The sequence below is a fragment of the Methylophilus sp. genome (assembly GCF_052437885.1).
Lineage (GTDB): Bacteria > Pseudomonadota > Gammaproteobacteria > Burkholderiales > Methylophilaceae > Methylophilus.
On record NZ_JBQVPB010000008.1, the window covers coordinates 80,715 to 106,532 of the forward strand.

The 25,818-nt window shown below is 45.7% G+C and carries 21 protein-coding genes; 9 read left to right on the top strand and 12 right to left on the bottom strand.

What is annotated here, in order from left to right; genetic code table 11:
• The first annotated feature begins 32 nt into the window (after positions 1-32).
• Positions 33-1,412, top strand: coding sequence for a Na+/H+ antiporter NhaA (nhaA, locus tag ACT6RZ_RS09855; RefSeq protein ID WP_444701944.1), 1,380 nt, complete (start codon positions 33-35; stop codon positions 1,410-1,412).
• 35 nt (positions 1,413-1,447) lie between these two features.
• On the opposite strand, the gene ACT6RZ_RS09860 is transcribed toward nhaA, so the two are convergent.
• The gene (locus ACT6RZ_RS09860) at positions 1,448-2,983 is read right to left on the bottom strand and encodes a SulP family inorganic anion transporter (protein ID WP_444701945.1); all 1,536 of its coding nucleotides are present in this window, start codon (positions 2,981-2,983) and stop codon (positions 1,448-1,450) included.
• Positions 2,984-3,291: 308 nt separating this feature from the next.
• Here ACT6RZ_RS09860 and ACT6RZ_RS09865 point away from each other — a divergent pair, with 308 nt between their 5' ends.
• The 4 genes from ACT6RZ_RS09865 to ACT6RZ_RS09880 are packed head-to-tail and all read left to right on the top strand — an operon-like array spanning position 3,292 to position 5,615.
• Entirely contained in the window at positions 3,292-3,630 is a 339-nt protein-coding gene (locus tag ACT6RZ_RS09865; RefSeq protein WP_444701946.1) for an ArsR/SmtB family transcription factor, read from the top strand.
• Positions 3,627-4,094, top strand: a complete 468-nt coding sequence (locus ACT6RZ_RS09870) for an ArsI/CadI family heavy metal resistance metalloenzyme (protein ID WP_444701947.1) — start codon at positions 3,627-3,629, stop codon at positions 4,092-4,094. Before ACT6RZ_RS09865 ends, ACT6RZ_RS09870 begins: the two co-directional genes overlap by 4 nt.
• Complete coding sequence (arsB, locus tag ACT6RZ_RS09875; RefSeq protein WP_444701948.1) at positions 4,081-5,124, top strand: ACR3 family arsenite efflux transporter; 1,044 nt, start codon at positions 4,081-4,083, stop codon at positions 5,122-5,124. Before ACT6RZ_RS09870 ends, arsB begins: the two co-directional genes overlap by 14 nt.
• A gap of 17 nt (positions 5,125-5,141) precedes the next feature.
• Positions 5,142-5,615 (top strand): arsenate reductase ArsC, encoded by a 474-nt coding sequence (locus tag ACT6RZ_RS09880; RefSeq protein WP_444701949.1) that lies wholly within the window; start codon positions 5,142-5,144, stop codon positions 5,613-5,615.
• Positions 5,616-5,729: 114 nt separating this feature from the next.
• Here ACT6RZ_RS09880 and ACT6RZ_RS09885 read toward each other — a convergent pair whose 3' ends face one another.
• From ACT6RZ_RS09885 to ACT6RZ_RS09910, 6 genes are all read right to left on the bottom strand, one after another.
• Positions 5,730-6,602, bottom strand: coding sequence for a TniQ family protein (locus ACT6RZ_RS09885; RefSeq protein WP_444701950.1), 873 nt, complete (start codon positions 6,600-6,602; stop codon positions 5,730-5,732).
• Entirely contained in the window at positions 6,599-8,341 is a 1,743-nt protein-coding gene (locus ACT6RZ_RS09890) for a TnsD family Tn7-like transposition protein (RefSeq protein ID WP_444701951.1), read from the bottom strand. The genes ACT6RZ_RS09885 and ACT6RZ_RS09890 overlap by 4 nt, the downstream gene beginning before the upstream one ends.
• Positions 8,338-9,789, bottom strand: coding sequence for an ATP-binding protein (locus ACT6RZ_RS09895; protein WP_444701952.1), 1,452 nt, complete (start codon positions 9,787-9,789; stop codon positions 8,338-8,340). Before ACT6RZ_RS09895 ends, ACT6RZ_RS09890 begins: the two co-directional genes overlap by 4 nt.
• Positions 9,789-12,158: a hypothetical protein gene (locus ACT6RZ_RS09900; protein ID WP_444701953.1), complete on the bottom strand. Its 2,370-nt coding sequence runs from the start codon at positions 12,156-12,158 to the stop codon at positions 9,789-9,791. Before ACT6RZ_RS09900 ends, ACT6RZ_RS09895 begins: the two co-directional genes overlap by 1 nt.
• On the bottom strand, positions 12,148-13,074 hold the full coding sequence (locus tag ACT6RZ_RS09905; protein ID WP_444701954.1) for a hypothetical protein: 927 nt from the start codon (positions 13,072-13,074) through the stop codon (positions 12,148-12,150). The genes ACT6RZ_RS09900 and ACT6RZ_RS09905 overlap by 11 nt, the downstream gene beginning before the upstream one ends.
• Positions 13,075-13,388: 314 nt before the next feature.
• The gene (locus tag ACT6RZ_RS09910; RefSeq protein ID WP_444701955.1) at positions 13,389-13,757 is read right to left on the bottom strand and encodes a helix-turn-helix transcriptional regulator; all 369 of its coding nucleotides are present in this window, start codon (positions 13,755-13,757) and stop codon (positions 13,389-13,391) included.
• A 535-nt stretch (positions 13,758-14,292) separates the two neighbouring features.
• Here ACT6RZ_RS09910 and ACT6RZ_RS09915 point away from each other — a divergent pair.
• The 4 genes from ACT6RZ_RS09915 to ACT6RZ_RS09930 are packed head-to-tail and all read left to right on the top strand — an operon-like array spanning position 14,293 to position 21,257.
• Positions 14,293-17,286 (top strand): type I restriction endonuclease subunit R, encoded by a 2,994-nt coding sequence (locus ACT6RZ_RS09915; protein ID WP_444701956.1) that lies wholly within the window; start codon positions 14,293-14,295, stop codon positions 17,284-17,286.
• Complete coding sequence (locus ACT6RZ_RS09920; RefSeq protein ID WP_444701957.1) at positions 17,279-18,529, top strand: restriction endonuclease subunit S; 1,251 nt, start codon at positions 17,279-17,281, stop codon at positions 18,527-18,529. The genes ACT6RZ_RS09915 and ACT6RZ_RS09920 overlap by 8 nt, the downstream gene beginning before the upstream one ends.
• On the top strand, positions 18,526-19,644 hold the full coding sequence (locus tag ACT6RZ_RS09925) for an AAA family ATPase (protein WP_444701958.1): 1,119 nt from the start codon (positions 18,526-18,528) through the stop codon (positions 19,642-19,644). The genes ACT6RZ_RS09920 and ACT6RZ_RS09925 overlap by 4 nt, the downstream gene beginning before the upstream one ends.
• Positions 19,641-21,257, top strand: coding sequence for a type I restriction-modification system subunit M (locus ACT6RZ_RS09930; RefSeq protein ID WP_444701959.1), 1,617 nt, complete (start codon positions 19,641-19,643; stop codon positions 21,255-21,257). The genes ACT6RZ_RS09925 and ACT6RZ_RS09930 overlap by 4 nt, the downstream gene beginning before the upstream one ends.
• A 98-nt stretch (positions 21,258-21,355) precedes the next feature.
• Here ACT6RZ_RS09930 and ACT6RZ_RS09935 read toward each other — a convergent pair whose 3' ends face one another.
• The 5 genes from ACT6RZ_RS09935 to dapF form a co-directional block, all read right to left on the bottom strand.
• Positions 21,356-22,006: a helix-turn-helix domain-containing transcriptional regulator gene (locus tag ACT6RZ_RS09935; RefSeq protein ID WP_444701960.1), complete on the bottom strand. Its 651-nt coding sequence runs from the start codon at positions 22,004-22,006 to the stop codon at positions 21,356-21,358.
• A gap of 446 nt (positions 22,007-22,452) precedes the next feature.
• A complete protein-coding gene (locus ACT6RZ_RS09940; protein WP_444701961.1) occupies positions 22,453-23,037 on the bottom strand; it encodes a superoxide dismutase in 585 nt (194 codons plus the stop codon).
• 203 nt (positions 23,038-23,240) lie between these two features.
• Entirely contained in the window at positions 23,241-24,122 is an 882-nt protein-coding gene (gene xerC / locus ACT6RZ_RS09945) for a tyrosine recombinase XerC (protein ID WP_444701962.1), read from the bottom strand.
• Positions 24,123-24,203: 81 nt separating this feature from the next.
• Complete coding sequence (locus ACT6RZ_RS09950; protein WP_444701963.1) at positions 24,204-24,857, bottom strand: DUF484 family protein; 654 nt, start codon at positions 24,855-24,857, stop codon at positions 24,204-24,206.
• Between the two features lie 18 nt (positions 24,858-24,875).
• Positions 24,876-25,706 (bottom strand): diaminopimelate epimerase, encoded by an 831-nt coding sequence (gene dapF, locus ACT6RZ_RS09955; protein WP_444701964.1) that lies wholly within the window; start codon positions 25,704-25,706, stop codon positions 24,876-24,878.
• Positions 25,707-25,818: the final 112 nt, after the last annotated feature.

The following is a 25,818-nucleotide window of genomic DNA, read 5'->3' on the forward strand; positions in this document are numbered from 1 at the left end:
TCATAGCAAATCATTTAGAAAGAACTTGTTCAATGAACACAATTGATTCTGAAAATAAGAACCACCAAGACATAAACTATGCCCCCTGGGAAAAGGTTTTCCGAAAGGTGATTACCCCATTTGAACAATTTATTCATCATCAAACTGCCAGCGGTATTTTGCTAATGTTAGTAGCGGTGGCTGCATTGATTGTTGCCAATAGCCCTTTAGCAGAAACCTATCAACATCTTTTGCATATCCCTGTCAGTGTCATGTTTGGTGATTGGCAAATGCATATGAGCCTGCACCATTTTGTGAACGATGGCTTGATGGCGCTTTTCTTTTTTGTGGTTGGTCTAGAGTTAAAACGTGAATTTCTTGTAGGCGAACTCTCTGATCTTAGCCAGGCAGCTCTTCCTATCATTGCAGCGATTGGTGGCATGTTAATGCCCGCGCTCATATACGCAAGCTTTAATTATGGTAGCGATGCGATGCCTGGGTGGGGTGTGCCTATGGCAACAGATATCGCGTTTGCAGTAGGCGTATTAGTGCTACTTTCTTTCAGAGTGCCCAAAGCACTCATCACTTTTTTAGTCGCACTGGCGATTGCCGATGATTTGGGGGCAGTGCTAGTTATTGCTATCTTTTATACCCAACAGTTGAATTTGTCATGGCTCCTGTCCGCTCTAAGCCTAGTGATCGTATTGATGGTCTTAAATTTCGCAGGTGTACGCAAAGTGATTCCTTATTTTATTGTCGCTGTACTACTCTGGTATGCACTTTATCAATCTGGCGTTCATGCAACACTTGCCGGTGTATTAGGGGCTTTCACTGTCCCAGCCAGATCAAGGTATAACACAGCAAAATTCGTCTCAAAAATTCAGGATTTGATTACGAAGTTCCACGAAGAAAGAGTGGTCAATGATAATGTACTGACCAATCAGCGCCTGAATGTCATCACTGAAGATGTTGAGAAAACAGCCAGAAGTGTGCAAACACCTCTACAACGCCTGGAACATGCATGGCATATTCCGGTTGCCTTCCTAATAATTCCACTCTTTGCCATTACCAATGCAGGTATTCCTATTGAACTATCATCAATACGAGCAACGGTTACACACCCTGTGTTTCTAGGTGTATTTTTCGGGTTAACACTGGGTAAGTTCTTTGGAATCACAGGAGCATGCTGGTTAGCATTGCGTTTTAAGTTAGGTCAATTACCTGCTGGCGCCAGCTTTAGGCAATTGGCTGCAGTATCAGTGTTAGGGGGAATTGGGTTTACGATGTCAATATTTATTGCTGAGTTGGCTTTTTCAAGTAGCACCGATTATTTGCTGATGTCGAAAACTGGAGTCTTGGCTGCCTCACTGATTTCAGGAGTGGTTGGGTTTGGTGCACTACGATTTCTTGGACGTAATATGAACCCGGAATGATAATTTAAAGCCCTGAATTTCTTCAGGGCAGGGTTTTACGCTAGCTTGTCATCAGAAACTTTATATTTAGGATCTTCCAACAAATTTACCTCAATCAAGGCTTTTGCGTTTTCCAAAAGCTCCTGACAATCCTTGCTCAAATGTTTTAAATGCAATTGTTTACCCGCTGCGCGATACTTGGTAGCAAGACTGTCTATGGCCATCAAGGCAGAATGGTCTACCACACGAGCATTTTTAAAATCTATGACTACGTGCTGGGGATCATCAGTGATGTTAAAGAGCGCCTGAAAATTAGCAATCGATGCAAAAAACAATGTGCCATTTAATGTATAAACTTTACGGCCATTCAGATCAGTCTCAATCTGGACAGTGATATGTTTGGCATGCTCCCAGGCGAATACTAGTGCAGACACAATCACACCAGCAATCACCGCTATCGCCAAGTCTGCAATGATAGTCACGCCACCAACTAATAAACCAACAAAAACATCCTGCCTTGGCACTTTTCCAAAAAGTTTAAGCGTACCCCATTCGAAAGTTTTCTCGGCAACTACGAACATAACTCCAATAAGGGCAGCCAATGGAATCATTTCAATCCACTTTGATGCAAACAGGATGAACGAGAGTAAAAATAATGAAGTCGCAATGCCTGAAAGCCGCTTTAACGCCCCATTGTTTATATTGATCATACTCTGACCAATCATTGCACAACCGCCCATGCCACCGAAGAAAGCGGTAATCACATTTGCCGCGCCCTGAGCCATTGACTCTCGATTAGGACGACCCCTCGTATCCGTCATTTCGTCAATCAAATTAAGTGTTAGTAGGGTTTCAATCAGGCCTACTGCAGCAAGAATCAATGCATAGGGCAGAATAATGTAAAGAGTTTCAAGATTCCAAGGGACTTCTGGGATATGAAAGCTAGGCAAGCCACCGGCAATTGAACCCAGATCACCAACAGTTTTGGTGTCCAGTCCGAAATAGATAACGCCTAACGTCACTGTAATGATTGCCGCCAAGGTAGAAGGAATGGCTTTTGTAAGCTTGGGCAACAAATAAATAATTGCGATGGTGACAACGATCAAACCTACCATTAGGTACAACGGTTGACCTGACAACCAGGTTACCGATCCATCAGGATTGGTTGTTTTGAAATGCCCAAACTGTGCCAGGAAAATGACAATCGCTAAGCCATTCACGAAACCCAGCATGACGGGGTATGGAACCATGCGGATAAACTTACCCAGTTTGAAGACAGCAAATAATATCTGCAGCAACCCCATCAACACGATAGTGGCAAACAAATATTGCACGCCATGCTGAACAACCAAGGCCACCATGACCACTGCTAATGCTCCTGTAGCCCCTGAAATCATGCCAGGGCGACCGCCAAATGCTGAGGTGATGAAAGAGACAATGACTGCTGCGTATAGACCTGTTAATGGTGAAACGTGTGCGATTAATGCAAACGCAATGGCTTCAGGCACCATCGCCAGTGCAACGGTTAAACCGCTAAGTAAATTTGTTTTGATTTCATCGAATGATGAATGGGATATTTTAGACGTAGACATTTATTCTCCAAAATCATAGTTTCTACATGCGAATTAAGCGTGTAGTGTTAACTATGAATTACAAATAAAAAGCGCTTGCCATAGCTATGGCAAGTAAGGTGTAAGAGCTCCTCATCAGAGTGCAATTACTAATTTGTGATTTGGGAGATGAGCTACATTGGTCTACAACAGAGTTAAGCTTAAATTATATACCAGGCCTCAAAAGCCATTCAACTACAAATCCCGGCCAACCATCATCCTGGTCACATCTATGCCAAGTGATTAAGAAAACCTTGATATATTTCTATATTTATGGAAATATAGAATCTATGGACACTAAAACAGCAGTCACACATCTATCAGCCATTGCTCAAGAGGCGCGCCTAGAGATATTCAGATTACTTGTTCAGGCAGGTGCTGAAGGTCTCCCAGCAGGTGTTATTGGGGACAAGCTCAAAATTCCTCCAAGTACGTTGTCATTCCATTTGAAAGAACTAAGCCACGCTGGTCTCGTTAGCTCAAGACAAGTCAGCCGCTTTATTTACTACTCAGCTAACTATGACGCGATGAATGAACTACTGGCTTATCTCACTGAGAATTGCTGTGCAGGACAAGCTGTCTGCTGTCCTGACTTAAAGTGTGAACCTACAAAGGAGAATCAATCATGAAACGTATGCACCTGCATGTTGCTGTTGATGACATACAGCAAAGCGTTCAATTCTATTCAGCCCTGTTTGGTGCTTCCCCAACAGTGGAAAAGCCAGATTATGCAAAGTGGATGCTAGAAAGTCCGCATGTCAATTTTGCAATCAGCTCAAGAGGCGCTAAAGCTGGTTTGGACCACGTTGGCATCCAAGTAGAAACCGAAGAAGAACTAAACGAAATCAAAGAAAGATTAGAGCAGGCTGAGATGTCTTTGCTTACTCAGGACGGTACTACCTGCTGTTACGCCAAGTCAGACAAGCATTGGGTACAAGACCCATCAGGCATTGCTTGGGAAAGCTATAGAACATTGGACACTGCCCCAACATTTAATAATGCAGAGACAACTCAGGGCGCGTGCTGTACCCCTGTGATGCAATCCATACAGATCACCCCACAAAAGTCCAAGGAAAACCATGGCTGCTGCTAACCCGTCTGCTATTAGTAGTTTCGAGCGCAACCTGACATGGTGGGTGCTTGGCTGCATTATTGTTGGCATTGGATTAGGTCAAGCCTTCCCCGGCTTCTTTCAGGCTGTGGGTGACATGAAAGTCGCGGAAGTAAACCTGCCGGTAGCTGTCTTGATCTGGTTAATGATTATCCCGATGCTGCTTAAAATCGACTTCAAGACCATGGGAGATGTCCTGGCTCACAGCAAAGGCATAGGCGTGACTTTGTTCATCAACTGGATTGTGAAGCCGTTCTCCATGGCTTTGCTCGCATGGGTGTTCATTCGTCACCTGTTTGGTGACTTACTGCCTGCAGACCAAATCGACAGCTATATCGCAGGCCTGATCCTGCTAGGCGCGGCGCCTTGCACGGCAATGGTGTTTGTCTGGAGTGGCCTTTGTGGTGGTGAGCCTAAATTCACCCTGTCACAGGTTGCATTGAATGATGCCATCATGCTGTTTGCTTTCGCACCGCTGGTGGCATTGTTATTAGGTCTTTCCAGCATTGCCGTGCCATGGGATACGCTGTTCTTATCGTTGGTGTTATTCATTGTCGTGCCTGTGATCATCAGCCAGTTTATACGCGAGGTCATCCTTGCTGGCCGACCACACTTCCTTGAAGCATTGCTTAAACGCATCCAGCCATTTTCCCTGTCAGCATTGCTTGCAACGCTAGTGTTACTGTTTGGTTTCCAGGGCCACCAGATTCTTGCTCAGCCATTCGTCATTGTATTGCTGGCTATCCCTATCATCATCCAGGTCTACTTCAACGCCATGCTGGCTTACTGGCTGAATAAAAAGCTCAAGGTAGCGCACAGTGTCGCCGCCCCATCTGCCTTGATAGGCGCCTCCAACTTCTTTGAGCTGGCAGTCGCCACTGCCATCGCGCTATTCGGGTTTAACTCAGGTGCAGCGCTAGCCACGGTGGTCGGTGTGCTGGTAGAAGTGCCTGTCATGCTATCAGTGGTTTCTATCGTCAATCTTAGCCGTACTTGGTACGAGACTCACTAAATATCTGAAAGTGAACTATGAATATTTTATTTCTATGCACCGGCAACTCCTGCCGCTCGATTCTGGCAGAAGCAACATTCAATCATTTGGCCCCCGCTGGAATGCGCGCAATGAGCGCAGGCAGCCAGCCCACAGGTGAAGTTCATCCGCGTTCCATCGCTTTGCTTGAGCGTGAAGGTATAGCGACTGAAAGCTATTACAGCAAGTCATGGGATAACCTGCCTATCACGCCAGATATTGTGATCACCGTTTGTAGTAATGCAGCAGGTGAGACATGTCCGGCGTATCTTGGCAATGTTCTTAGAGCACATTGGGGAGTAGATGATCCGGCCAAAGCAATTGGAACTAGCGCTGTGATTGACGCGGCTTTTATTGAAATTTATAAGATTCTTAGAAAAAGAATAGAGGCATTTCTAGCCTTACCGCCAGCGACTATGGCAGTTAAAGAACTCCTCCAGAACCAATTGAATTTAATTGGAAAAATTAAATAGATGGAAAAAATGTCAACTTGCCATACGTTGAACATAGGCTGTTTGCTGCAAAGCAGTAGTTTTTTCCAAGGCTTAGTCAATTCATTATTTCCCGATGGTTTTCAAACATACAATTTAAATCGCATAATCCCTCAGATTCATGTCCGGGTCCAATGCAGCGATGACCAGCAAATAATTGAAAATATCGATATAGTTGTATTCTCTGGTTAGATAGCATCGCATATATGTACTGCCAATAAAGTAATTTTCCCTATTTCGCCAGTAATAAAAGTATTTACATAACCAATCCATTGGGTAGGTTTTAGTTAAATATTCGTTTAATTCAATACGCCCATTTCTTTTTGTAGTGTTGATTCTAAGTTCTTTAGCAAGCGCTCTCAAATGTGCAGTCAGCGTGTCTCGGTTCAAATAGATTTCGTTAGTCTGAAAGTCTTCACATAACTCGAAAAATCTTAGCGCGGCAGAGCACTTTAATATTCGGGCATCAACGGTTACAGCTGAGATGTAATCATCCGAACTGATCACATGCGGCATGGTTCTGAAATACCGATCCCGGCGCACTTGTATTAAAAGCTCCCTATGCTTTAGACAAAACTCTAAACCATGTAGCTGATGTGTCACTCTCCAATAGCTGTATCCATGGTATTCAATATCTTCTTTACAACAGGATCTACAAAAGTAATTGCTTTCCTTGAAAAAGATCGGAGTATTAAAGTATATGTACCCTAATTTCGTAGGTTTCTTTAATTGATTCTTATGCCTTAAGAGATGAATTAGGCTATGGTGTTTCAGTAGATACGTCTGAGGCATACAGACTATTTTTGAAATCACATCATTGAAGCCAGAGGGTTCCTGGTTATTTTTTGAAGCCTTCCTCTGATTATTAACATAAAGTAGAAAGTCACTAATTTTTAAACCATTGATTGAGCTCAGTCTCATCAAGTAACCATGCATGAGTTCATCGGGCAGAATGGCAGGAACAATCATGCGCTGGCTCCTACTCTCAAGTTGAACTGTTCAATTGAGGTGGTTTGCATCATCGCTAGTTTTTCTGAAACCCACTTTTTTGACAGTGGTAGCCTCTCCAGTCTCGGCGTGAAAGTCAGGGTTGGAAGGCGTCGAAGAAAGATGTTGGGCGTCTGGCGTTCCCAGCTATCTGGGACAAATTCATCTAGTTTCATCAAGGCGGAGAGGCATATCTGATCACGCTTAACCCAATCAATACGGTCTTTGCTTTGACTTTTGCATCTAACAAACCTGCTTTTTGGGAGTAGCGCTAGTTGTGACTTTAACCATGACAAGTCATGTTTAAGTAGCCATTTGTATAAGGTGGCGATTTCACCCCGGATTTCATTGGCACTGTATTCGGGGTATTGCTTTCTTACTTCACAAAACCGCTGTCTCCTTAATTCAAGCGAGTTCTTAAATTTGCTTTCCTGCCAAGCAGTTTTAATGTCGGGTTGGCTGTTTAAAAGCCTGTCGATAGAGGATTTTGAGAGTTGTGTGAGGGACTGCACCTCGACCAATGGTTTGCCTGCTTCGAGTAGCCTTAACACCTCATCTACCTTCGTACTGTTCAGCACTTTGGGTCGTTTTTTGATTTGGGCCAAGCCGGATTTTTCTAACAACCTCATCAGTGTTTGAATGTCATAGCTATATTGACTGGCTAGGCTTCTAAGCGATGCTCCCTTGTTGTATTGCTGGGCGATGGCAATCAGCTTGTCATCGACTGCATGCAATGAATGTTCTTCTACACCGCGTACACGAAGATCCAGTTGAAACTGGCTTTCCCAAGCATATGTGGCACTGAAGAGTTCCCAATTACCGAACAGAAATTCAATTAGGAGAATATGCGCTATCGTTAAATGATGACCTCTTGGTTTCCTAATGAGTTTTAGGAAGTGAGGGATGTTGTCGGCAAGTAACAAGCGCTGATAAGGGTGGACCTGTTTTAGCGGCCTGAAATGCTGTTCAAACCTTTCTGAAAAATCGTCCACCCTGATGCGGCCAGCATTGGTGATTAAACCCTGTTCCCTCAATCCATGTTGATATGTGAAATGCAGTTGGAAAGCATCAAAACCTCCGGGTAACTGATCAACCAACACATGGTTTGAGATGTCTGTGATTGCTTCTATTGTACTGGACTTATTCAATGGAGGGATGGCTTGTTTGATCACCTCATTAGACGGCACAATGAGGGCATTTTTCTGGAGTCCGACAGACCTGAATGGAATCGTCCAAAGTCCAGCAGAATGTTTGTGGCATAGTTGCGCGCTAGGCAACTGATGTGCTCGATGCCAGTACGAATAGCCCAGGGTGTCCATATCTTCTTCCCTGCACGCCGGGCAGAACTTCAGATCTGAAGAGTCCCTGTAATGGGCTGGCGTAATCCCTAGTTTGAATTTAAGGGTTTCAACGGAATCACCCTGCATAACCTGAATACATTCTCCAGAAAGAGACTGTCGGCGGAAAGCAAGAAAGTATGGCAGGATGGTATGTCCTAGCGCGATATCCTCTGGATGACCAAAAGCATAAGCCGTTGAACGGCAAAATGCATCGAGGTGTGAAGGGAAATCCACGCGACTGCCAGCAGAGCCGTTTTGCATCAGTACCTGACTAAGCCTGTATCCAGACATCGCTCCATTGAGTATCTGCGTTGTGCCCATCCACGAGAAGAAAGTCATGTCTTTATGGAGGCTGGGAAACATCAATGAATTCGATTTCACGATTCTGCTGCATCCTTGAGTTTCATCAGCTCGTTCAGGTTATTCTGGACATACCCTCCAAGCCGCATATCATCAGGCGATAGGGTACCCTTCAAATGTGCTGTACGGGCCTTGGTCGTCTTCTTACGGGTCTCCTGACTCTTGAATTTAGATTGTTCACTAAGGGTTCTAGGCGGCTTCTTTTTAGTCGTTGGGGGTTCAGCTGCTGCTGTCGTATCTACGGGCGAGTCTGATGGCATCCGGATCGGTTGCCAGTAACGCCTGTAAAAATTAGCGTCTACATCAGGATACGTCACTAACAGATCAGCATTCTTGAAATGGAAGCCATTGACGAAGTTTCTGATAGCGTCGTATTGAATGCTGTTGAAGATCGCCTCTATATCCTCTGGTCCTACCATTGGCTTTTCCGTCATCAAGCACTGCGATTGGGCTTGGGTCCAGATTGAGTGCGCAAGTCGGGCCACACCACCACTGCAACGATAGAGCATTTCAGAGCAAGCAGCAGGATTTTCTACCGGTTCTTCCAGAAGATAGAACCTCATGACACCCCGGTCACACATTGCGTTCCAGTCAGCTTCCCAGCCAGGTTCGTCTAACGCGCCTATCGGATGCGCATGTATCGGGTTGGTTATCAATAACCTAGTGATGTCCTGCGAGTAAGTAACCCAATCCATGGCGCGTTCATTTCCAGTGAGCACTATCGGAATTCCGCTATTGATTAATGACAGCAAGAAGGTTTGCATCAAATCAGCGCCACTGTTTTTAACCAGGTTTCTTAGCTGAATTTCATCGATGAAAATAATTCCGGTAAAGTGTGCGAGTAGCCGTTGTATGGTGGCGACTGCAAGCGTTTCGACAGTTTTGTGTGCGCGTGGAAGCGTGGTGCCATAGTCTGTACCAAGCAGGCTATCCAGTTTCATCAATATGGCCGTAAGGAAACCTTTTCTACTGCCGTCATGAGACATATCAACATGAAAATACACCAGTTGCTTGAGACTTACCCAACCCGCCGCATCATTTCTGCCATGTTCAATGACCTGCTGGAAACAATTGGAAAAATGTTGATAGGTGACGGTCTTTCCTGTGCCGGCAGGCCCCTTGAACACATTGGCTGAAATACCATTTGGAAGAGGCTTTTCGAATGGCTTGTTTCTGTTAGGGTCTGCATTGAGCGCTTGCCAGTACAGTAGGCGATTTTCTACTCGCAATGGGTTACGGCTCGTCAGACTACCTACCATCATTGAATACCAAGTCAGGGCTGCCATCAGGGTTTGCGTGGTAGGTTTGAGCATGACTTGAGGCGTTGCCAGGAGTATCTTTTTTTGCATGAAATTTAATTTGGAAACATCCACATCCTTCAATGGATTATGGGTCAGTGCCGCATGGAAATCTTTCGGTTCATTGAACATGGGCACAAAGTCCAATAGCGGATTAGGTTCACCAAACATTAATCATCCTCCGCAATAATGGCAGTCAGGAGGTTGCGCATCTTATGAGCGGAAAAATTGGTACCCAAACGCTGTGACGGATTCAACACAGGTGGTGCCAGAACAATCACAGGTGGTTGATTAGCAATCACCTCTGGCAAAGGCGTTGCTTCCGGAGCAGTTTCTGTCAGTGCTTCGACTGGGATCACTATGCCATGCTTCAGCAATGGCCTTTCCTTTTGTCGATTTTCTTTCCTGTCCTTGGTGATCTGTGATTTCGATAAATGGGGATTCACCGCTATCTCCGCTTTGTAAGCTTTCTTGGCATTGTTGCCGGTTACCTCAATACGATGATCCAACACAGCGACCAGTTGCTCATTGTCCTCGTCTTCAAAGTGATGTCGCACTGCGTCCTGATTTTGAATGTCCAAGTGGTCATCCAGCGTGTATTCCCTGAAGTCTTCCTCCCAAGCGACCTGATGCAGCGCGTATGTCTTACCCGTGTGTACATCCAGGTAAAAAATCTTGTCCAGACAATAAGGGTTGTGAAAGAAGGTGGCGTCGAAGTTTTCGGGGGCACCTTTCCTATTCGTTTTGGCATGCGTGAATTTATCCACCATGGCCGGGTCATTAGACACAAAACGTAAAGATTTAATAAACTCTCTTTTCTTGGCCTTGGGATGATGAAGTTTTACGCCTCTGGCAGTGAAGGTGCCTGTAATCGGCATTGAAAACTTGATCACGAAGTCATCGAAGTGGATACCATTACTATTAAGCTTACCTTTTCGCATAGCTAGGCGTGTCAGGTTCAACCGGTTCAGCGGCAATCTCTCTTCCAGTATTTCCTTCCTCATCTCCATAGTTGGGGTGATGGTCAACGATTTGGTGTTATGGAAATGTATTGCACGAGCAATATCCCTGATCCCCTCAATGATGGTAATGCGTGCTTCTAATTCAGGCTTTATGTCCCCTCGATCCGTTTTTTTGCCACGTGTGGTACCTGGTTGTTTGTGGTCTACTGACCTGTGTAATGAGTGATGTGCAGTCTCAACCATAGAATTTAAGTCGGATCTTGCCACTGGGACATATCTCATACCGCCATTAAGGGCGGTGATTGAGTCCATAATCTCCCTGGTTCTGGCCTCTGTGTTATCTGCATTGAAGGTATCAAATTTCAGTGCTAGCCAATCTTCAGCAGGAATTTCATCTTCCAGTCCCAGCCACTTCAGCCAGTCTGACTTCTCAGAACCGGCATGTAAAATGGCAAGTTTGACAGTCTCAGTGCTTGAAGCCTCAGTCCCCATATAGAAGCCTGCTATGTAGCCGTACAAACTGTCTACAACGAGTACCCTGTTCATCAAACCAATCCGTTGCTGTCGATTCAACATAGATACAAAATGCACATCCGTGGATGTCGAATCGATGGAGCCAACTTGTCCGACAGCGATGATGCCATCTTGAGCGTTACCGAGTATGGCTCGATCAAATCGAGCCTTTTGTTGTGAATTCAAATGTCTGGTCATTAAGTTCAGGCCACTATATTGTTGCCCCCATCTTCTAAACTGGGACATCGATGGCCGTTGGGATTTCAGAAAGATTTCAGGCTCCACCTTTCCATTGGGTAACTGGACTGGGATGGCATAGAAGTGACGCCACATATTACTCAACGCCTGGGTTAAAGGGGTCTTGCCATTGGCGAAGTGTCTCATGCTATAGCCACAAAGCTCCTTGTCTCTTTGCGTCATGACGAAGCCTTCAACACCTTTGATGCCATTTTTTGTTGGGGCATTGCGTGCGCCGGATTTCTTGGTTTGCTTTTTCTCCTTACCTCTACCGCCTCTTTCACTAAAGTAGGGTGTCAGGGCATTGGGTGTACTGCCCTCTGCAAAAAATTGGTAAATGAGCTGAACAATGGCAGCTTTCGCTTGCTTCAAATCTTGAGTTTTGCCTTGCTCGGAGAGGTAATTGGCAACATTTTCATTTCTCAGTTGAGGGTCCAGCAAAACAGAGTAGTCACCCCCTTCAGGAATTAATGCATTGAGAATATGCAGTCTCTCACGTCTGGTAACGACCGCAGGGCATGGACTACTACGATATTTCTTATCCAGCTCGTCATCAGACAAAAGAACATCGGTCCGGCTTTTAATTCCATGGGGGTGAAGTGAAAGTGTGTGCTGGGCAATTCCACGCTCTATCGCTGCTAGTTCAATTACTTGAGGGCACAAGTAGTACTTACGTCCTTGCTTGTGCTGTGGCTCAGCCCGTATGCAAAGCACTTGCCCTACTTCGAGGTTAACCTTGAGGATACGCATCAGCCCTCTAATCAATGGACAGGACTGATTGACGGGGCTGATCCCCATGCCAGGGTAGATATTGTATTTATTGTTCACTTGAATGGCCCTCCAGAATTCTGCGAATCTTGGCTCTCAATTCCCTGCCACCAACTTTAGGTTTGCGTTTGTAGATTAGGGTTTCCGCAAGATTGGCGTCGATGATTTGATGCCAGAGAAGATGATTTTGGATCAGAACGCTGGTAGTTAGATCGCAGTTGTAGTCTTGCTGGAGCACGAGTAGTGTGAATTCTATGGCCTCATCCTGTAGCTTGTGAGAATGCTTATCAAGAAATGACTGCATGATTCTATTGGCGGGATGATGAACAGGAATTACTGCACTGCCACGACAATTATCTAGGTTGGCGAATAAAGCTTTGGGAAAAGCGTCATCGTCGCCCCAGATATAATGCATGCCAATGACTTTGCAGTAATTGCGCTCAATTTCCAGTTTTTCATTCACTCTACTTAATGAAATCCCCTGATCTGTGCGGACCTGACTGACAGGTTTAACAGAGATCATTGCACTCGACTTGAGCGGATCTTTCACCCAGGGCAGATGTAGGCACATGTCCATACTCCAGATGAAGGGGATGTTTGTCCCCGGATACACGCCGGGAGTGATCCCTATCACTTCGCAGATATTGTTTGTGCCCATGGCATGGGGAAGAAAGCGGTCTACAGCAATGTTTCGACCACACTCTGGATGCGGATGGTCCCACGGCCAAATTGGAAATTGCTCACGTATTTCCGCGCCAGCCCATGCAAATACAAGCGCCAAATTATATTCATTCAAGCTTAGAAAATGCGATGCTCTTGAGAATGGCGGAATGGACTTGGTGCACTGCGTAGATACTTTCGAAGTATTCCATCGCTCCAGTGTGATCCATGGCCGGTAATCATTACCAAAGCCTGTTCCGTCCTTGTCCGTAATTTTCTTCGCCAAATATTCCCATTTGATTTTTGGTCTAGGCATAGCGCTCCCCAGGTATCTCTGTCAAAGCATTTGAAAACTTTTGCAGAGTGAACAAAGAGAAGCAGTGGGCTTCAATATTCATCATCGTCAAATCTCGGCCAAGGCGCATCGCTCCTGGCATTACAGGTTAGTTATTGTTTTTATGAAGATAGAAATGCTGGCAAAACTTAACCATCAGACGTGTAAAAACGGCTGTTCTATCGATTGGTGAGTGTGGGATGGGCTTGACGGCTGATCGGAAAACTAAGATACTGGCTTTGCACGGCGACAGTTATCTGTTCCCAAAAAGGCGGGCCTCCCAAGGGTTCGCCTTTTTACATTTTTGACTCCTCTGCAATTAACAACAACTGCGTGATGATCTTGGCGTAACTGCGGGATATGGTTGGGAGTCGTTTGCTCAGAACAACACACATCTCCCTGACTGCCTCATCTGTATTATGTGGCACTTTAATTGTGCTCAATTGAAACTCTGCTGCCTCTCGAAGCGTGAGCGCTATTTCTTCAGTAATCTCCATTTTCTCAATCATGAGATTTAGCTTTTCAGATTTAGGAGGCTCCTTGTTCCCTCGCTCCAGTGCACTTAAGTAACTTGGTTCGCAACCCAGGACTTTTGCAAATTGATATTGCTTGAGCCCTTTTGCTTCTCGCACCTGGATTAATGTCTCTGAAAATTTAGTCCTCATGAGAAAAATGGTAAATCAATTGTGAATATTTAACCAGTCATTTTTTATGTAAGTTATTGATTTAAATGGATTAATAAGCATGTTAAATTTTCATGAAATTTACAATTCATGTTAAGTAGGTTAATTATCATTAATGCTGATTTGCTAAATGACTGATTGCCTTGAAATATGTATTGCAAGATTTTGTTAAATTACAATTTTTTTATCCTTTTTCTTAACAATCTCTTGGTGAAAAAATTTATTTTTTTCTAAAATTCGAATCAGACTAATTCTAAAAAAATTAAAATTTCTAATGAACTGAGTAACTGAGTACACTCAAGGTTAAGAACACTGTGTAGATGAGGGGTTGGTTAATAAATATAAATGAGAGTTTTTTAGATGAAACTCAGCATCAAGATGTGCCTGCTCTTATTGAAATGATTGCGAAGTGTGATTTATCTATAGATCGCCATTCTGATCTAATGTTGTCCTAGCAAATTTATGTTTTTCCTACAGGAATCGCCTATACTACGCTGAAATAACTATTCATCACTTTATGGCTTCCACAGAATATAAGATCGAATTAGATCTGATTTCTAAACTCAAAGATCTTAAATACACCCACCGAGTTGATATTCGTGATAAAGCTTCACTTGAGGAGAATTTTAGGGAAAAGTTTGAGGCGTTAAACCGCGTCCATCTTACAGACACTGAATTCTCTCGACTACGCGATGAAATCATCAACCCAGATGTATTCAATGCTGCACAGATCTTGCGCGAAAAAGGTAAATTTACCCGCGAAGATGGTACCCCGTTGGAATATACGCTAGTCAATCTCCGTGATTGGTGCAAAAACGACTTTGAAATTATCAACCAGCTCCGCATCAACACTGACAATAGCCACCACCGCTATGACGTTATTCTGCTTATAAATGGTCTGCCACTAGTCCAAATCGAATTAAAAACGCTGCAAGTTAGGCCGCGTCGTGCCATGGAGCAGATCGTTAATTACAAAAACGATCTTGGTAGTGGCTACACCAATACGCTACTTTGCTTCATGCAATTGTTTATCGTCAGCAACGGTAACGACACACGCTATTTTGCCAACAATCGAAATCAGCATTTCAGCTTCAACGCTGACGAACGCTTTTTGCCCATCTACCAGCTTGCCGATAAAGACAATAACAAAATCGCCCACCTACACGATTTTGCCGATGCTTTTTTGGAGAAATGCACACTAGGTCAGCTAATTAGCCGTTACATGGTATTGGTGCAAAGCGAACAAAAAATTCTCGTTATGCGGCCTTATCAAATCTATGCAGTCAAAACCATTGTGGATTGCATTCGTGAGAATCGCGGAAACGGCTATATCTGGCACACTACTGGTAGTGGCAAAACCCTCACGTCTTTCAAGACATCCACATTGTTAAAAGATAATCCTGATATTGAGAAGTGTCTATTCGTGGTAGATCGTAAAGATCTGGATCGCCAAACCCGCGAAGAATTCAATAAATTTCAGCAAGGGTGTGTCGAGCACAACACCAATACTGAGAGCCTAGTAGGCCGTATGCTCTCAGAAGACTATGCCGATAAAGTTATCGTTACCACTATCCAGAAACTCGGTTTGGCGCTAGACGAAAACAGTAAGCGTAACAAGAAAAAGCAAAAAGACGGTGAACCAACCTACAAAGAACGACTAGAGCCATTGCGCGATAAGCGGGTGGTGTTCATCTTCGACGAATGCCACCGCTCACAGTTTGGAGAGAACCACAAAACTATCAAGGAGTTCTTTCCCAAGGCGCAACTGTTCGGCTTTACCGGCACGCCCATTTTTGAAGAGAATGCGACTTATCAGCAAATTGATGGCAATGTTGGCTCCTACAAAACCACCGAGGATATCTTTGAAAAAGAACTGCACGCCTACACCATCACCCACGCCATTGATGACAAAAACGTCCTGAGCTTCCACATTGATTATTTTGGCAAGGATGGCGACAAAAAGCCAAAGAAAGGTCAAACCTATCCACCGGAAGCGGTTGTCAACGCCGTTTTGGATAAACACGATAGTGCCACCGATCACCGCCGTTTCAACGCCATTTTGGCAACCGCCTCCATTAATCACGCTATTGAATACTACGAACTATTCAAATCCATACAAGCGAAAAAGAGGAGTCAGGATGAAAGCTTCGAGCCGCTGAATATTGCCTGCGTGTTCTCACCACCGGCAGACGGCGACAAAGACGTGCAGCAGTTGCAAGAAGACTTGGTGCAGGAAAAAGAAGACAACAAGAAAGACCCTGAGCAAAAGAAAGCTGCGCTCAAAACCATTATTGCCGATTACAACCAGCAATACGGCACCAACCATAGCCTTAACGAGTTTGATCTCTACTATCAGGATGTCCAACAACGTATCAAGGATCAGAAATACAGTAACGCCGACTATGCGCGCAAAAACAAAATCGACATCATAATCGTGGTCGATATGCTGCTCACCGGCTTCGACTCCAAGTACCTTAACACCTTGTACGTCGATAAAAATCTCAAGCACCACGGCCTGATTCAAGCACTCTCACGCACTAACCGCGTGCTCAACGACACCAAGCCCTGGGGCAATATTCTCGATTTCCGTTATCAGGAAGATGACGTAGATGCCGCTATAGCCCTGTTTTCTGGAGCGGCTATCGATAAGGCTCGCGAAATCTGGCTGGTAGACCCTGCACCGATGGTAGTGGAGAAATTTACCGCTGCCGTGGGCGAGCTAGAGAAATTCATGGCTGTTAAAGGGCTGGCTTGCGAGCCCTCTCAAGTGGTCAATCTCAAGGGGGACACCGCTAAGGCAGAGTTCATCAATTGCTTTAAAGGAGTACAAAAGCTCAAGACCCAACTGGAGCAATACACCGACCTCGACGAAACCAGCAAACAAACCGTCGAGCAAAAACTGCCCACCGATGCCTTGCGCGGCTTCAAAGCCATGTACCTCGATACCGCACAAGAACTCAAACGCAAGCAAGGTAAAGGTGATGACACAGCACCAGAGGTAGAACAGCTCGAATTCGACCTGGTGCTATTCGCCTCCAGCCTGATAGATTACGACTACATCATGGGCTTAATCGCCAAGTCCACACAAAAAGCGGGCAAACAGAAAATGACCCGCGCACAATTGATTGAGTTGATCGGCGCCAACGCCAATCTGATTGAGGAGCGCGAAGACATTATTGCCTATATTGGCAACTTGCCCGCTGGTGAGGTGTTAAATGAGCAAGAGATTCGCAGCGGTTATCAGGCCTTTAAGGCCCAAAAAGCGGTTGATGCACTGAGCCAAATTGCCATTAAGCACGGCCTTCAAACCACCATACTGAAAGCCTTTGTGGATGCAGTAATAAGCCGCATGATTTTCGATGGTGAACAGCTCACCGACTTGCTCGCGCCACTGGAACTTGGCTGGAAGCAACGCCGTACAGCCGAACTGTCACTCATGGAAGAACTAGCGCCTTACCTTAATAAGCTTGCAGGTGGTCGCGAAATTTCGGGGTTAAATGTGTATGAGTAAGCAAGAGAGTAAAGGGCTGGTGCCAGCGCTACGCTTTCCTGAGTTTCAGGACAAGGTGAATTGGGAGCTTACATCCCTGAAAAAGTTAGCCTTTAAACAAACTGAGAGAAATAATGATGGCAAGTTGGTACGCGTACTTACCAACTCGGCTGAGCATGGCGTCGTTGATCAACGGGATTATTTTGATAAAGATATTGCCACACAAGGTAATCTTGAAAACTATTTCATCGTTGATCGGGGAGATTTTGTTTATAACCCTAGAATATCCACCTTTGCACCAGTAGGCCCAATCTCAAGAAACAATGTTGCCAAAGGCGTTATGTCGCCCTTGTATACGGTTTTTCGTTTCAATAATTCTAATATAGATTTTTACGCGTACTACTTCAAAACATCTGTTTGGCATTCGTACATGCGGCAGATAGGTAGCACAGGAGCGCGGCATGACAGGATGGCTATCTCAAATAATGATTTTTTTGCCATGCCGCTTTTCGATCCCTCGCCAAAAGAGCAACAAAAAATCGTCGATTGCCTCGCCTCCATCGACGAACTCATAACCGCTGAAACCCAAAAGCTAGCTGCCCTCAAAACCCATAAAAAAGGCCTGATGCAGCAACTCTTTCCCGCTGAAGGCGAAACCGTGTCCAAACTCCGCTTTCCTGAGTTTGAAGATACGGTGGAGTGGGAAGAAAAAACTATTGGTCAAGTTGCGGAATATGAAAATGGGAAAGCGCACGAACAAGATATATCTGAAGTTGGGCAATACATTGTTGTGAATTCAAAGCTTATCTCCACAGACGGAGAAGTAAAAAAATTTACAAACTCAGGAAACTGCTTGGCGAATAAAAATGACATTTTGATGGTTCTTAGCGATGTGCCTAATGGAAGAGCTCTCGCAAAGTGTTTAATCGTTGATGCTGACAATAAGTATACTGTTAACCAACGAATTTGCAGACTTACCCCGACAAAAGTACAAAGTAAAATTCTGTTTTATTCCATAAACAGAAACCAATATTTTCTAAATTTTGATGATGGTGTAAAACAAACCAATCTTAAAAATGATGATGTTTTAAACTGTCCAATCGTGTTACCAAAGAACCCGCTTGAACAACAAAAAATAGCCGATTTCCTCACTTCCATCGACGACCTAGTAACTGCTCAAACCCAAAAACTCGAAGCCCTCAAAACCCATAAAAAAGGGCTGATGCAGCAACTTTTCCCTGCCATGGATGAGGTTGATGAATGAGCAACGGATTAACTGCCTTTCCCGACCTTAACGCCGTCGCCACTCACTTGCGCGACAAGCTGACAGAGAAAAATTACATACTGCTGTTTGCCTATAATGGCACTGGTAAAACGAGGCTATCGATGGAATTCAGGGGCATAGGTAAGAATGGAGAAGAGCGGGATACCCTCTACTTCAACGCATACACTGAAGACTTATTCCACTGGGATAACGATCTTGAAAACGACGCTCGGCGCGTGTTGCGCTTGAACCGTAACTCGCGTTTTTTCGGTGGCTTGCAAGAGCTGGAAATGGAGAGCCGTATCGGCCCGCTGTTGGCGCGATATGCAGACTTTAATTTCCTCATCGATTACGCTGAATGGGAAGTCACGTTTTTCCGAGACTATGATGAAAGCGGTGACCCTGTGCCGATTAAGGTATCTCGCGGCGAGGAGAATATCTTTGTTTGGTGTTTTTTTCTGGCGGTGGCGCAACTGGCGATAGATGGACAGGAGGCTTATGCGTGGGTTAAATACATTTATTCCGATGACCCAATCTCTTCATTGGATGACAATAATGCCATTGCTGTGGCGGCACACTTGGCCGGCCTGCTGAAAGAAGCTAACGGTAAAATCAAGACTGTGATTTCGACTCACCATGCACTGTTTTTCAATGTAATGTGGAATGCACTCAGTGAAAGAGGTAAGAATAATCCGCTTCAGCCTTATTTCTTGAGCTGCGACAAAGGTGTTGGCGACTACACAATGCGGTATAACGGCGAGACGCCTTTTTTTCATCATGTGGCTTTACTCAAGCAATTACACGATGCAGTAGAGGCTGATCAACTCTATACCTACCATTTTAATGTCCTGCGCAGCATTCTGGAAAAGACGGCTACCTTTCACGGTTTCCCCAACTTTTCCGCGTGCATCAAGCAGGACAGTGATGATGAAGATGGTGTTTTGCATGCGCGGTTAATCAATGTGCTGAGCCACGGCAACTATTCGCTGTTTGAACCTCGCGAAATGTTGGAAGAGAATAAACAGTATTTCAGAAAAATTTTAACCGATTTTATGGCGAACTATCGATTCAATCCTGAACTGTTCCCTGAAATGAATCAAGAGGCATCTGCATGACCAAAGAAGAACTGAACCAACTTGGTAAAACCTTATGGGCCATTGCAAATGACCTGCGCGGTGCAATGAATCCTGACGATTTCCGTGACTATATGCTGTCGTTTTTGTTTTTGCGCTATCTGTCAGACAACTACGAAGCATCGGCCAAGAAGGAGTTGGGCAAGGATTATCCTACGCCTGAGAAAGGCGACCGTCGTGCACCGTTGGCGATTTGGTATGCAGCTAACCCCGAAGATACTGCGGACTTTGAGAAGCAAATGCGCCTCAAGGTGCACTATGTGATTGAGCCGCAATACCTCTGGAGCAGCGTGGCTGAAATGGCCCGTACGCAACACCCCGATTTGCTGGATACCTTATGGAGGGGATTTAAATACATTGAGGATAAATCGTTTGGGAGCAACTTTCAGGGCTTGTTTTCCGAAATCAATTTGCACTCTGAAAAGCTGGCTAAAACACCCAAGCTGCGTAACGATATGCTTTGCGCGATTATTCAGAAAGTTTCAGAAGGCATCGCCCAGTTCAGCACGGACACTGATATTTTGGGCGATGCTTATGAGTACCTGATTGGGGAATTTGCTGCTGGCTCCGGCAAAAAGGCAGGCGAGTTTTATACGCCACAACAGATCTCCACCATTTTGTCTGAAATTGTTACGCTGGATAGTCAGGAGCCAGCAAACGGCAAAAAGCAAAAGCTTAGCCAAGTGCTGGATTTTGCCTGCGGCTCTGGGTCTCTGCTGCTAAATGTACGTAAGCAGCTGGGTGCGCAAGGTATCGGCAAAATTTACGGGCAGGAAAAAAACATCACCACTTACAACCTAGCGCGTATGAATATGCTGCTGCACGGTGTGAAAGACACCGAGTTCGAGATTCACCATGGCGATTCACTGCTGAACGATTGGGATATTCTAAATGAGATGAACCCAGCCAAAAAAATGCAATTTGATGCCATCGTTGCTAATCCACCATTCAGTTATCGCTGGGAGCCGAGCGAGGCGCTGGGTGAAGATTTTCGCTTTAAGAGTTATGGCCTAGCGCCGAAATCAGCTGCTGACTTTGCTTTTCTACTGCATGGCTTTCATTTTTTGAGTGATAGCGGGGTGATGGCGATTATTCTGCCACATGGCGTGCTGTTCCGTGGCGGGGCAGAAGAACGTATTCGCACAAAGTTGTTGAAAGATGGTCATATAGACACCGTTATAGGCTTGCCTGCCAATCTGTTTTTCTCGACCGGCATCCCTGTTTGTATCCTAGTGTTAAAACGTTGTAAAAAGTCGGATGATGTGCTGTTCATTAATGCCGCCGAACATTCCGAAAAAGGAAAACGACAAAATCGATTACTGCCTAAACATATCGAAAACATTGTGAGCACCTATCAGCATCGTGATGAAAAATCAGGCTTCTCTCGACGCGTGTCTATGGAAGAGATCGAGAAAAACGAATTCAATTTGAATATTTCTCGCTATGTGAGCACTGCAAAAGCTGATGAGGATATAGATCTAGTAGCAGTAAACCAAAAATTGATTGATTTGCAAAAACAAATTATTAGGGCAACTGATATACATAATGACTTTCTAAACCAGCTAGGATTACCTCAACTTCCAAAATTTGATTGAATTCAATGGTAGATCTAATAAAAATAGGCGTTAACAGCTGCGGAGATTTTAAATGTGGGCAAGTCCGAAATCTTTCTTTAACTTTCTATCAACAGTTTTTACTGAGTAAGTTTGGTAAAACCCTCTGATCTGGAGATTACTTTTAAAGCTTCGGCTAATGCAGCAGGGTCATTTTCTTCGAGTGTCACCTTCAAATAAAGTATTACGTCTTCCGCATTGTTGATATATTCGGCAGGATCAAATTCTTTTAGTTCTGTAACCTTTACAGGTTTACCTAACTTCGAGCTGTCATTTTCTGAAATGTCCCACGCTGAAATATCCATATCCAGCTCGTCTTGACCAGCCGCAGCAATTGACTTGCTTGCCTCAGCCCAGCCTTCACGTACTAGTTTCGGTTCATTATTTAGAATTTCCATTCCCACAGGTTTTCCAAAACCAATTAACTCATGCTTGTTTTCCTCAGTTACCCTGGACATTAGCTCTTCAAGTTTTGGCACACCTGATTCGCTTACTGAATGAGTGTCTGAAGGGTTTTCTGCTAACTGTTTAGCATGGTAGTTATCTATAAAGCCCTGCATATGTTCCAGGCCTTTGGGAGATAGCATGGCATAGAACATATCCCAGTTTATAAAACTGAGTTGATTTACCACATACTCTTCTCCACGTTCATGTTTGCGCAAATCTTCTAATATACCTTCCTGTATTTCTTCAATCGTGGCACCAACGTTAATTGGGATAGTAAAAGTCATGATTGCACCTTTTGGGGCAAATATCTGGCCTGGAGCGGATATGCGATTCGTGTACTTGTAGGTATTAATCCGGTTTCAGCTGCAAGATTGCGCAATAACAGATGAATCAAACTCTCTAAAGACTCTGATTCCAAGATTTCTACGAGTTTGTGGGCGGTCTCTGGACTTACAGATACTAGAGTATCTGTTTCAAGACGTATCAATGTTTCTTTGATTAAACTTTGACTCAATTGATTACCCCATTAATGGACTGAGTTTTGATTTTACCCTTATACATTGGCTTATTTGAGTCCAATTTTTATGCTATTTCAAGTCAAAGATGAATACATAAAAAAAGCCTCGAAAAATCGAGGCTTAGGATTACGTATTTTTTAAAACAGTGTGTTTAAAAGATTACGTATTTTTTATTCGGATTACGTATTTTTTATCACTAAATAGGGCGGGTATTACCCTGCGAAGTTCTTGGCCGCGAATTCCCAGTTAGCCAGGCTGGCTAAAAAGGTCTCTACGAATTTTGGACGTGCATTGCGGTAGTCGATGTAGTAAGCATGTTCCCACACGTCTATGGTCAGCAGGGCGGTTTCACCAGTGGTCAACGGGGTACCGGCTGCGCCTGTGTTGAGGATGTCGACTGTGCCATCAGCTTTTTTCACCAGCCAGGTCCAGCCTGAACCGAAGTTACCTACGGCAGAAGCCTGGAAGGCTTTTTTGAATTCTTCAAAAGAACCCCATTTGGCATTGATGGCATCGGCCAATGGCCCTGAAGGTTCGCCGCCACCGTTAGGAGACAGGCTGTTCCAGAAGAATGTGTGGTTCCAAACCTGCGCTGAGTTGTTATAGATGCCGCCGGAAGATTTTTTGATGATCTCTTCCAGGCTGGCATTTTCAAACTCGGTGCCTTTGATCAGGTTGTTGAGGTTGGTCACATACGTCTGGTGGTGTTTGCTGTAGTGATAGTCAAACGTTTCTGCTGAAATGTGTGGTGCTAATGCATCTTTGGCAAATGGTAATGGTGGTAAGGTATGTTCCATGGTGTTTCCTTTTTTATGGTGTGTTGATATTGAAGTGGTATTGAAAAAGCATTGTTAAAACGTTGGTATTTTTATATATGCGGCATGCAGGTGATATTTAGAACCACGTGGATGGCAAAAGGTTTAGCTGACTAATAGCTTATTTTGCCATAGTTTGCGGTGCAGTGACATGTAGCCTGGGGATATCTTGTGGGCGAAAACGCTTATTTTTTGCGTGCACGCGGGTGTGCCGCATCGTAAATCTTGCTCAGGTGCTGAAAATCGAGGTGGGTATATACCTGCGTGGTGCTGATGTTGGCGTGGCCCAGCATTTCCTGCACTGCACGCAGATCACCGCTACTTTGCAATACATGGCTGGCAAAGCTGTGGCGTAACATGTGCGGGTGCACGTGGTTATGCAGGCCTTGTTTGACCGCCCAGTCGTTCACACGCATTTGTATGCTGCGCCCGCTGATGCGCCGGCCTTGCTGGCTGATAAACACCGCGGTTTCGGCCGGGCGCTTGCTCAACCACAGCGGGCGTACGCTCAGCCATGCCTGCATGGCAGAAATGGCTTTGCTACCCAGCGGCACCATACGGGTCTTGTTGCCCTTGCCGATCACGGTGACTATGCCTTGCTGCAGATCCAGCCGCTCCAGGTCCAGGCCTACCACTTCACTGAGCCGCAGGCCGGAGGAGTAGAACAGCTCCAGCATGGCCCGGTCACGCACCACCATGGGGCCATCGCCCTCCAGTTCGACCAGTTTATTGGTTTGCTCTATAGAGAGTGCATGCGGCAGGGTCTTGGGTGACTTGGGCGCGCGCAAGCCTATCACCGGGTTGCTGGGGAATTGGTGGTGCAGTACCAGATAGTGGAAGAACCCGCGCCAGCTGGAGAGGATGCGGGCGATGCTGCGGCCACTCAGGCCCTGGCTGTGCAAACTGGCGATATTGCGCCGTATCTGTTGCGCAGTCAGCGTTTTCAGTGTCTGCGCGTGCTGTTTTAACAGCAGGCTGATATCGCGCTGGTAGTTGTTGCGGGTATGTTCACTCAGTCCACGTTCAAAGTGCAGAAAGTCGAGGTAATCATCCAGCAGCTCATGCATGGCGCTTACCCCGGGTGTGATGTTCTACGCTGACAATTGCCGCAAGAATATGCCTCTTGGCGGAAACCTCAGCGGGGGCTTTCATATGATGTATCTGGCGAGCGAGGCGCTGACCAGCTCGCCTATCCTGTTTAAAAACAAGGTACCCATGCCGGCATAGAAGCGGCTGCGTTGTTCGCTGGGGATAGCCAGCAGGCCAAAGGTCACTTCCTGGTAGCGCATGGGGATCACTGCCAGCGAAGCCGGTGACTCGGTGAACCAGCCTGCGATATCCATGGTAGGCAAGGTGCCACAGTAGGGCTGGCTTAAATCCTTGGCCCAGTTCTTCAGTGACTCTTCAGCGTCTATGAAAATGTCGTCAGCGGCATGGATCTCATTGGTCCACAGCCTGAGTCTGGCATGCGGCAACTGAAAGTGCGTAGCCAGGAATTCCACCAGATGCGCATGTAATGCCGGCACATCTTTGGCAAACAGCAAACCCAGCGTTAATTCATGCACCTTGTTGGCGGTGGCTTCATTTTCTTCTGCCGTCAGTATCAGCTCGGTGAAGCGTGATTCCAGCACGCGTATCTTGTCGCGCTGGGCGATCTGCTGGCGTTCAGCCAGCGAGATGGTGCCTTTGCCATGCGGGCTGGGCAGGAACAACTCGGCCAACAAGTGCGCATGGCTTTCAAAAAAGTCCGGGTGCGCTTTCAGGTAATGCTTAATATCGTTTTCGTTAATGCTGTCTTCCATCATGCTTCTATCATCTGCTTAAATTTCAATGTCGCCTTCAAAGACGATGTCTGCCGGACCTGTCATCATGACCGGGCTATCGTTACCGTTCCAGCTGATGGTCAATATGCCACCACGTGTATGCACTTTGACCGGGCTTTGCAAAGTGCCCAGCTGAATGCCGCTGACTGCGGCGGCACAGGCGCCGGTACCGCAGGCCAGGGTCTCACCGCTGCCACGTTCGTAAACGCGCAGGTTGATCTCATGTTCGTTCAGCACCTGCATGAACCCGGCATTCACGCGTTGCGGAAAGCGCGGGTGCGATTCTATCTGTGGGCCCAGGCTGGCCACCTCGGCAGTATGCACATTATCTACCAGCATCACCGCATGCGGGTTGCCCATAGACACGGCGCTGATAGTCACCACCTCATCCTGCAGCGGCAGTTCGTAGGCGGTCGCTTGGTCGGCAGCCTCAAACGGGATCTGTGCCGGGGCGAATCTTGGTGCGCCCATATTCACCGTGACCTGGCCGTCATCCTGCAAGGTCAGGGTCAGGTTGCCGCTGGCCGTTTCAACCTTGATCTCGCGTTTGGTTGTCAGGCCTTTGTCGACCACAAAACGCACAAAGCAACGGGCACCGTTACCGCATTGCTCCACTTCGCTGCCATCGGCATTGAAGATGCGGTAGCGGAAGTCTATCCCGGGTGTGTCTGTGGTTTCGACCATGAGCAACTGGTCACAACCGACACCGAAATAGCGGTTCGCAATGTGCTGTATCTGCGTGTGGGACAACTGGACAGGCGCTTGCGTCGCATCAATAACCACAAAGTCATTGCCGGCGCCCTGCATTTTGGTGAATCTGAGTTTCATGGCTTGAAATGATACTCTAACAACCTCTGCAATGGCAGCTTGCGCATAACATTTATTCCGACAGGCAGGCAAACTCGGGTAGAATCTTGCTTCCTTTAAGGTGCCGGCTTTA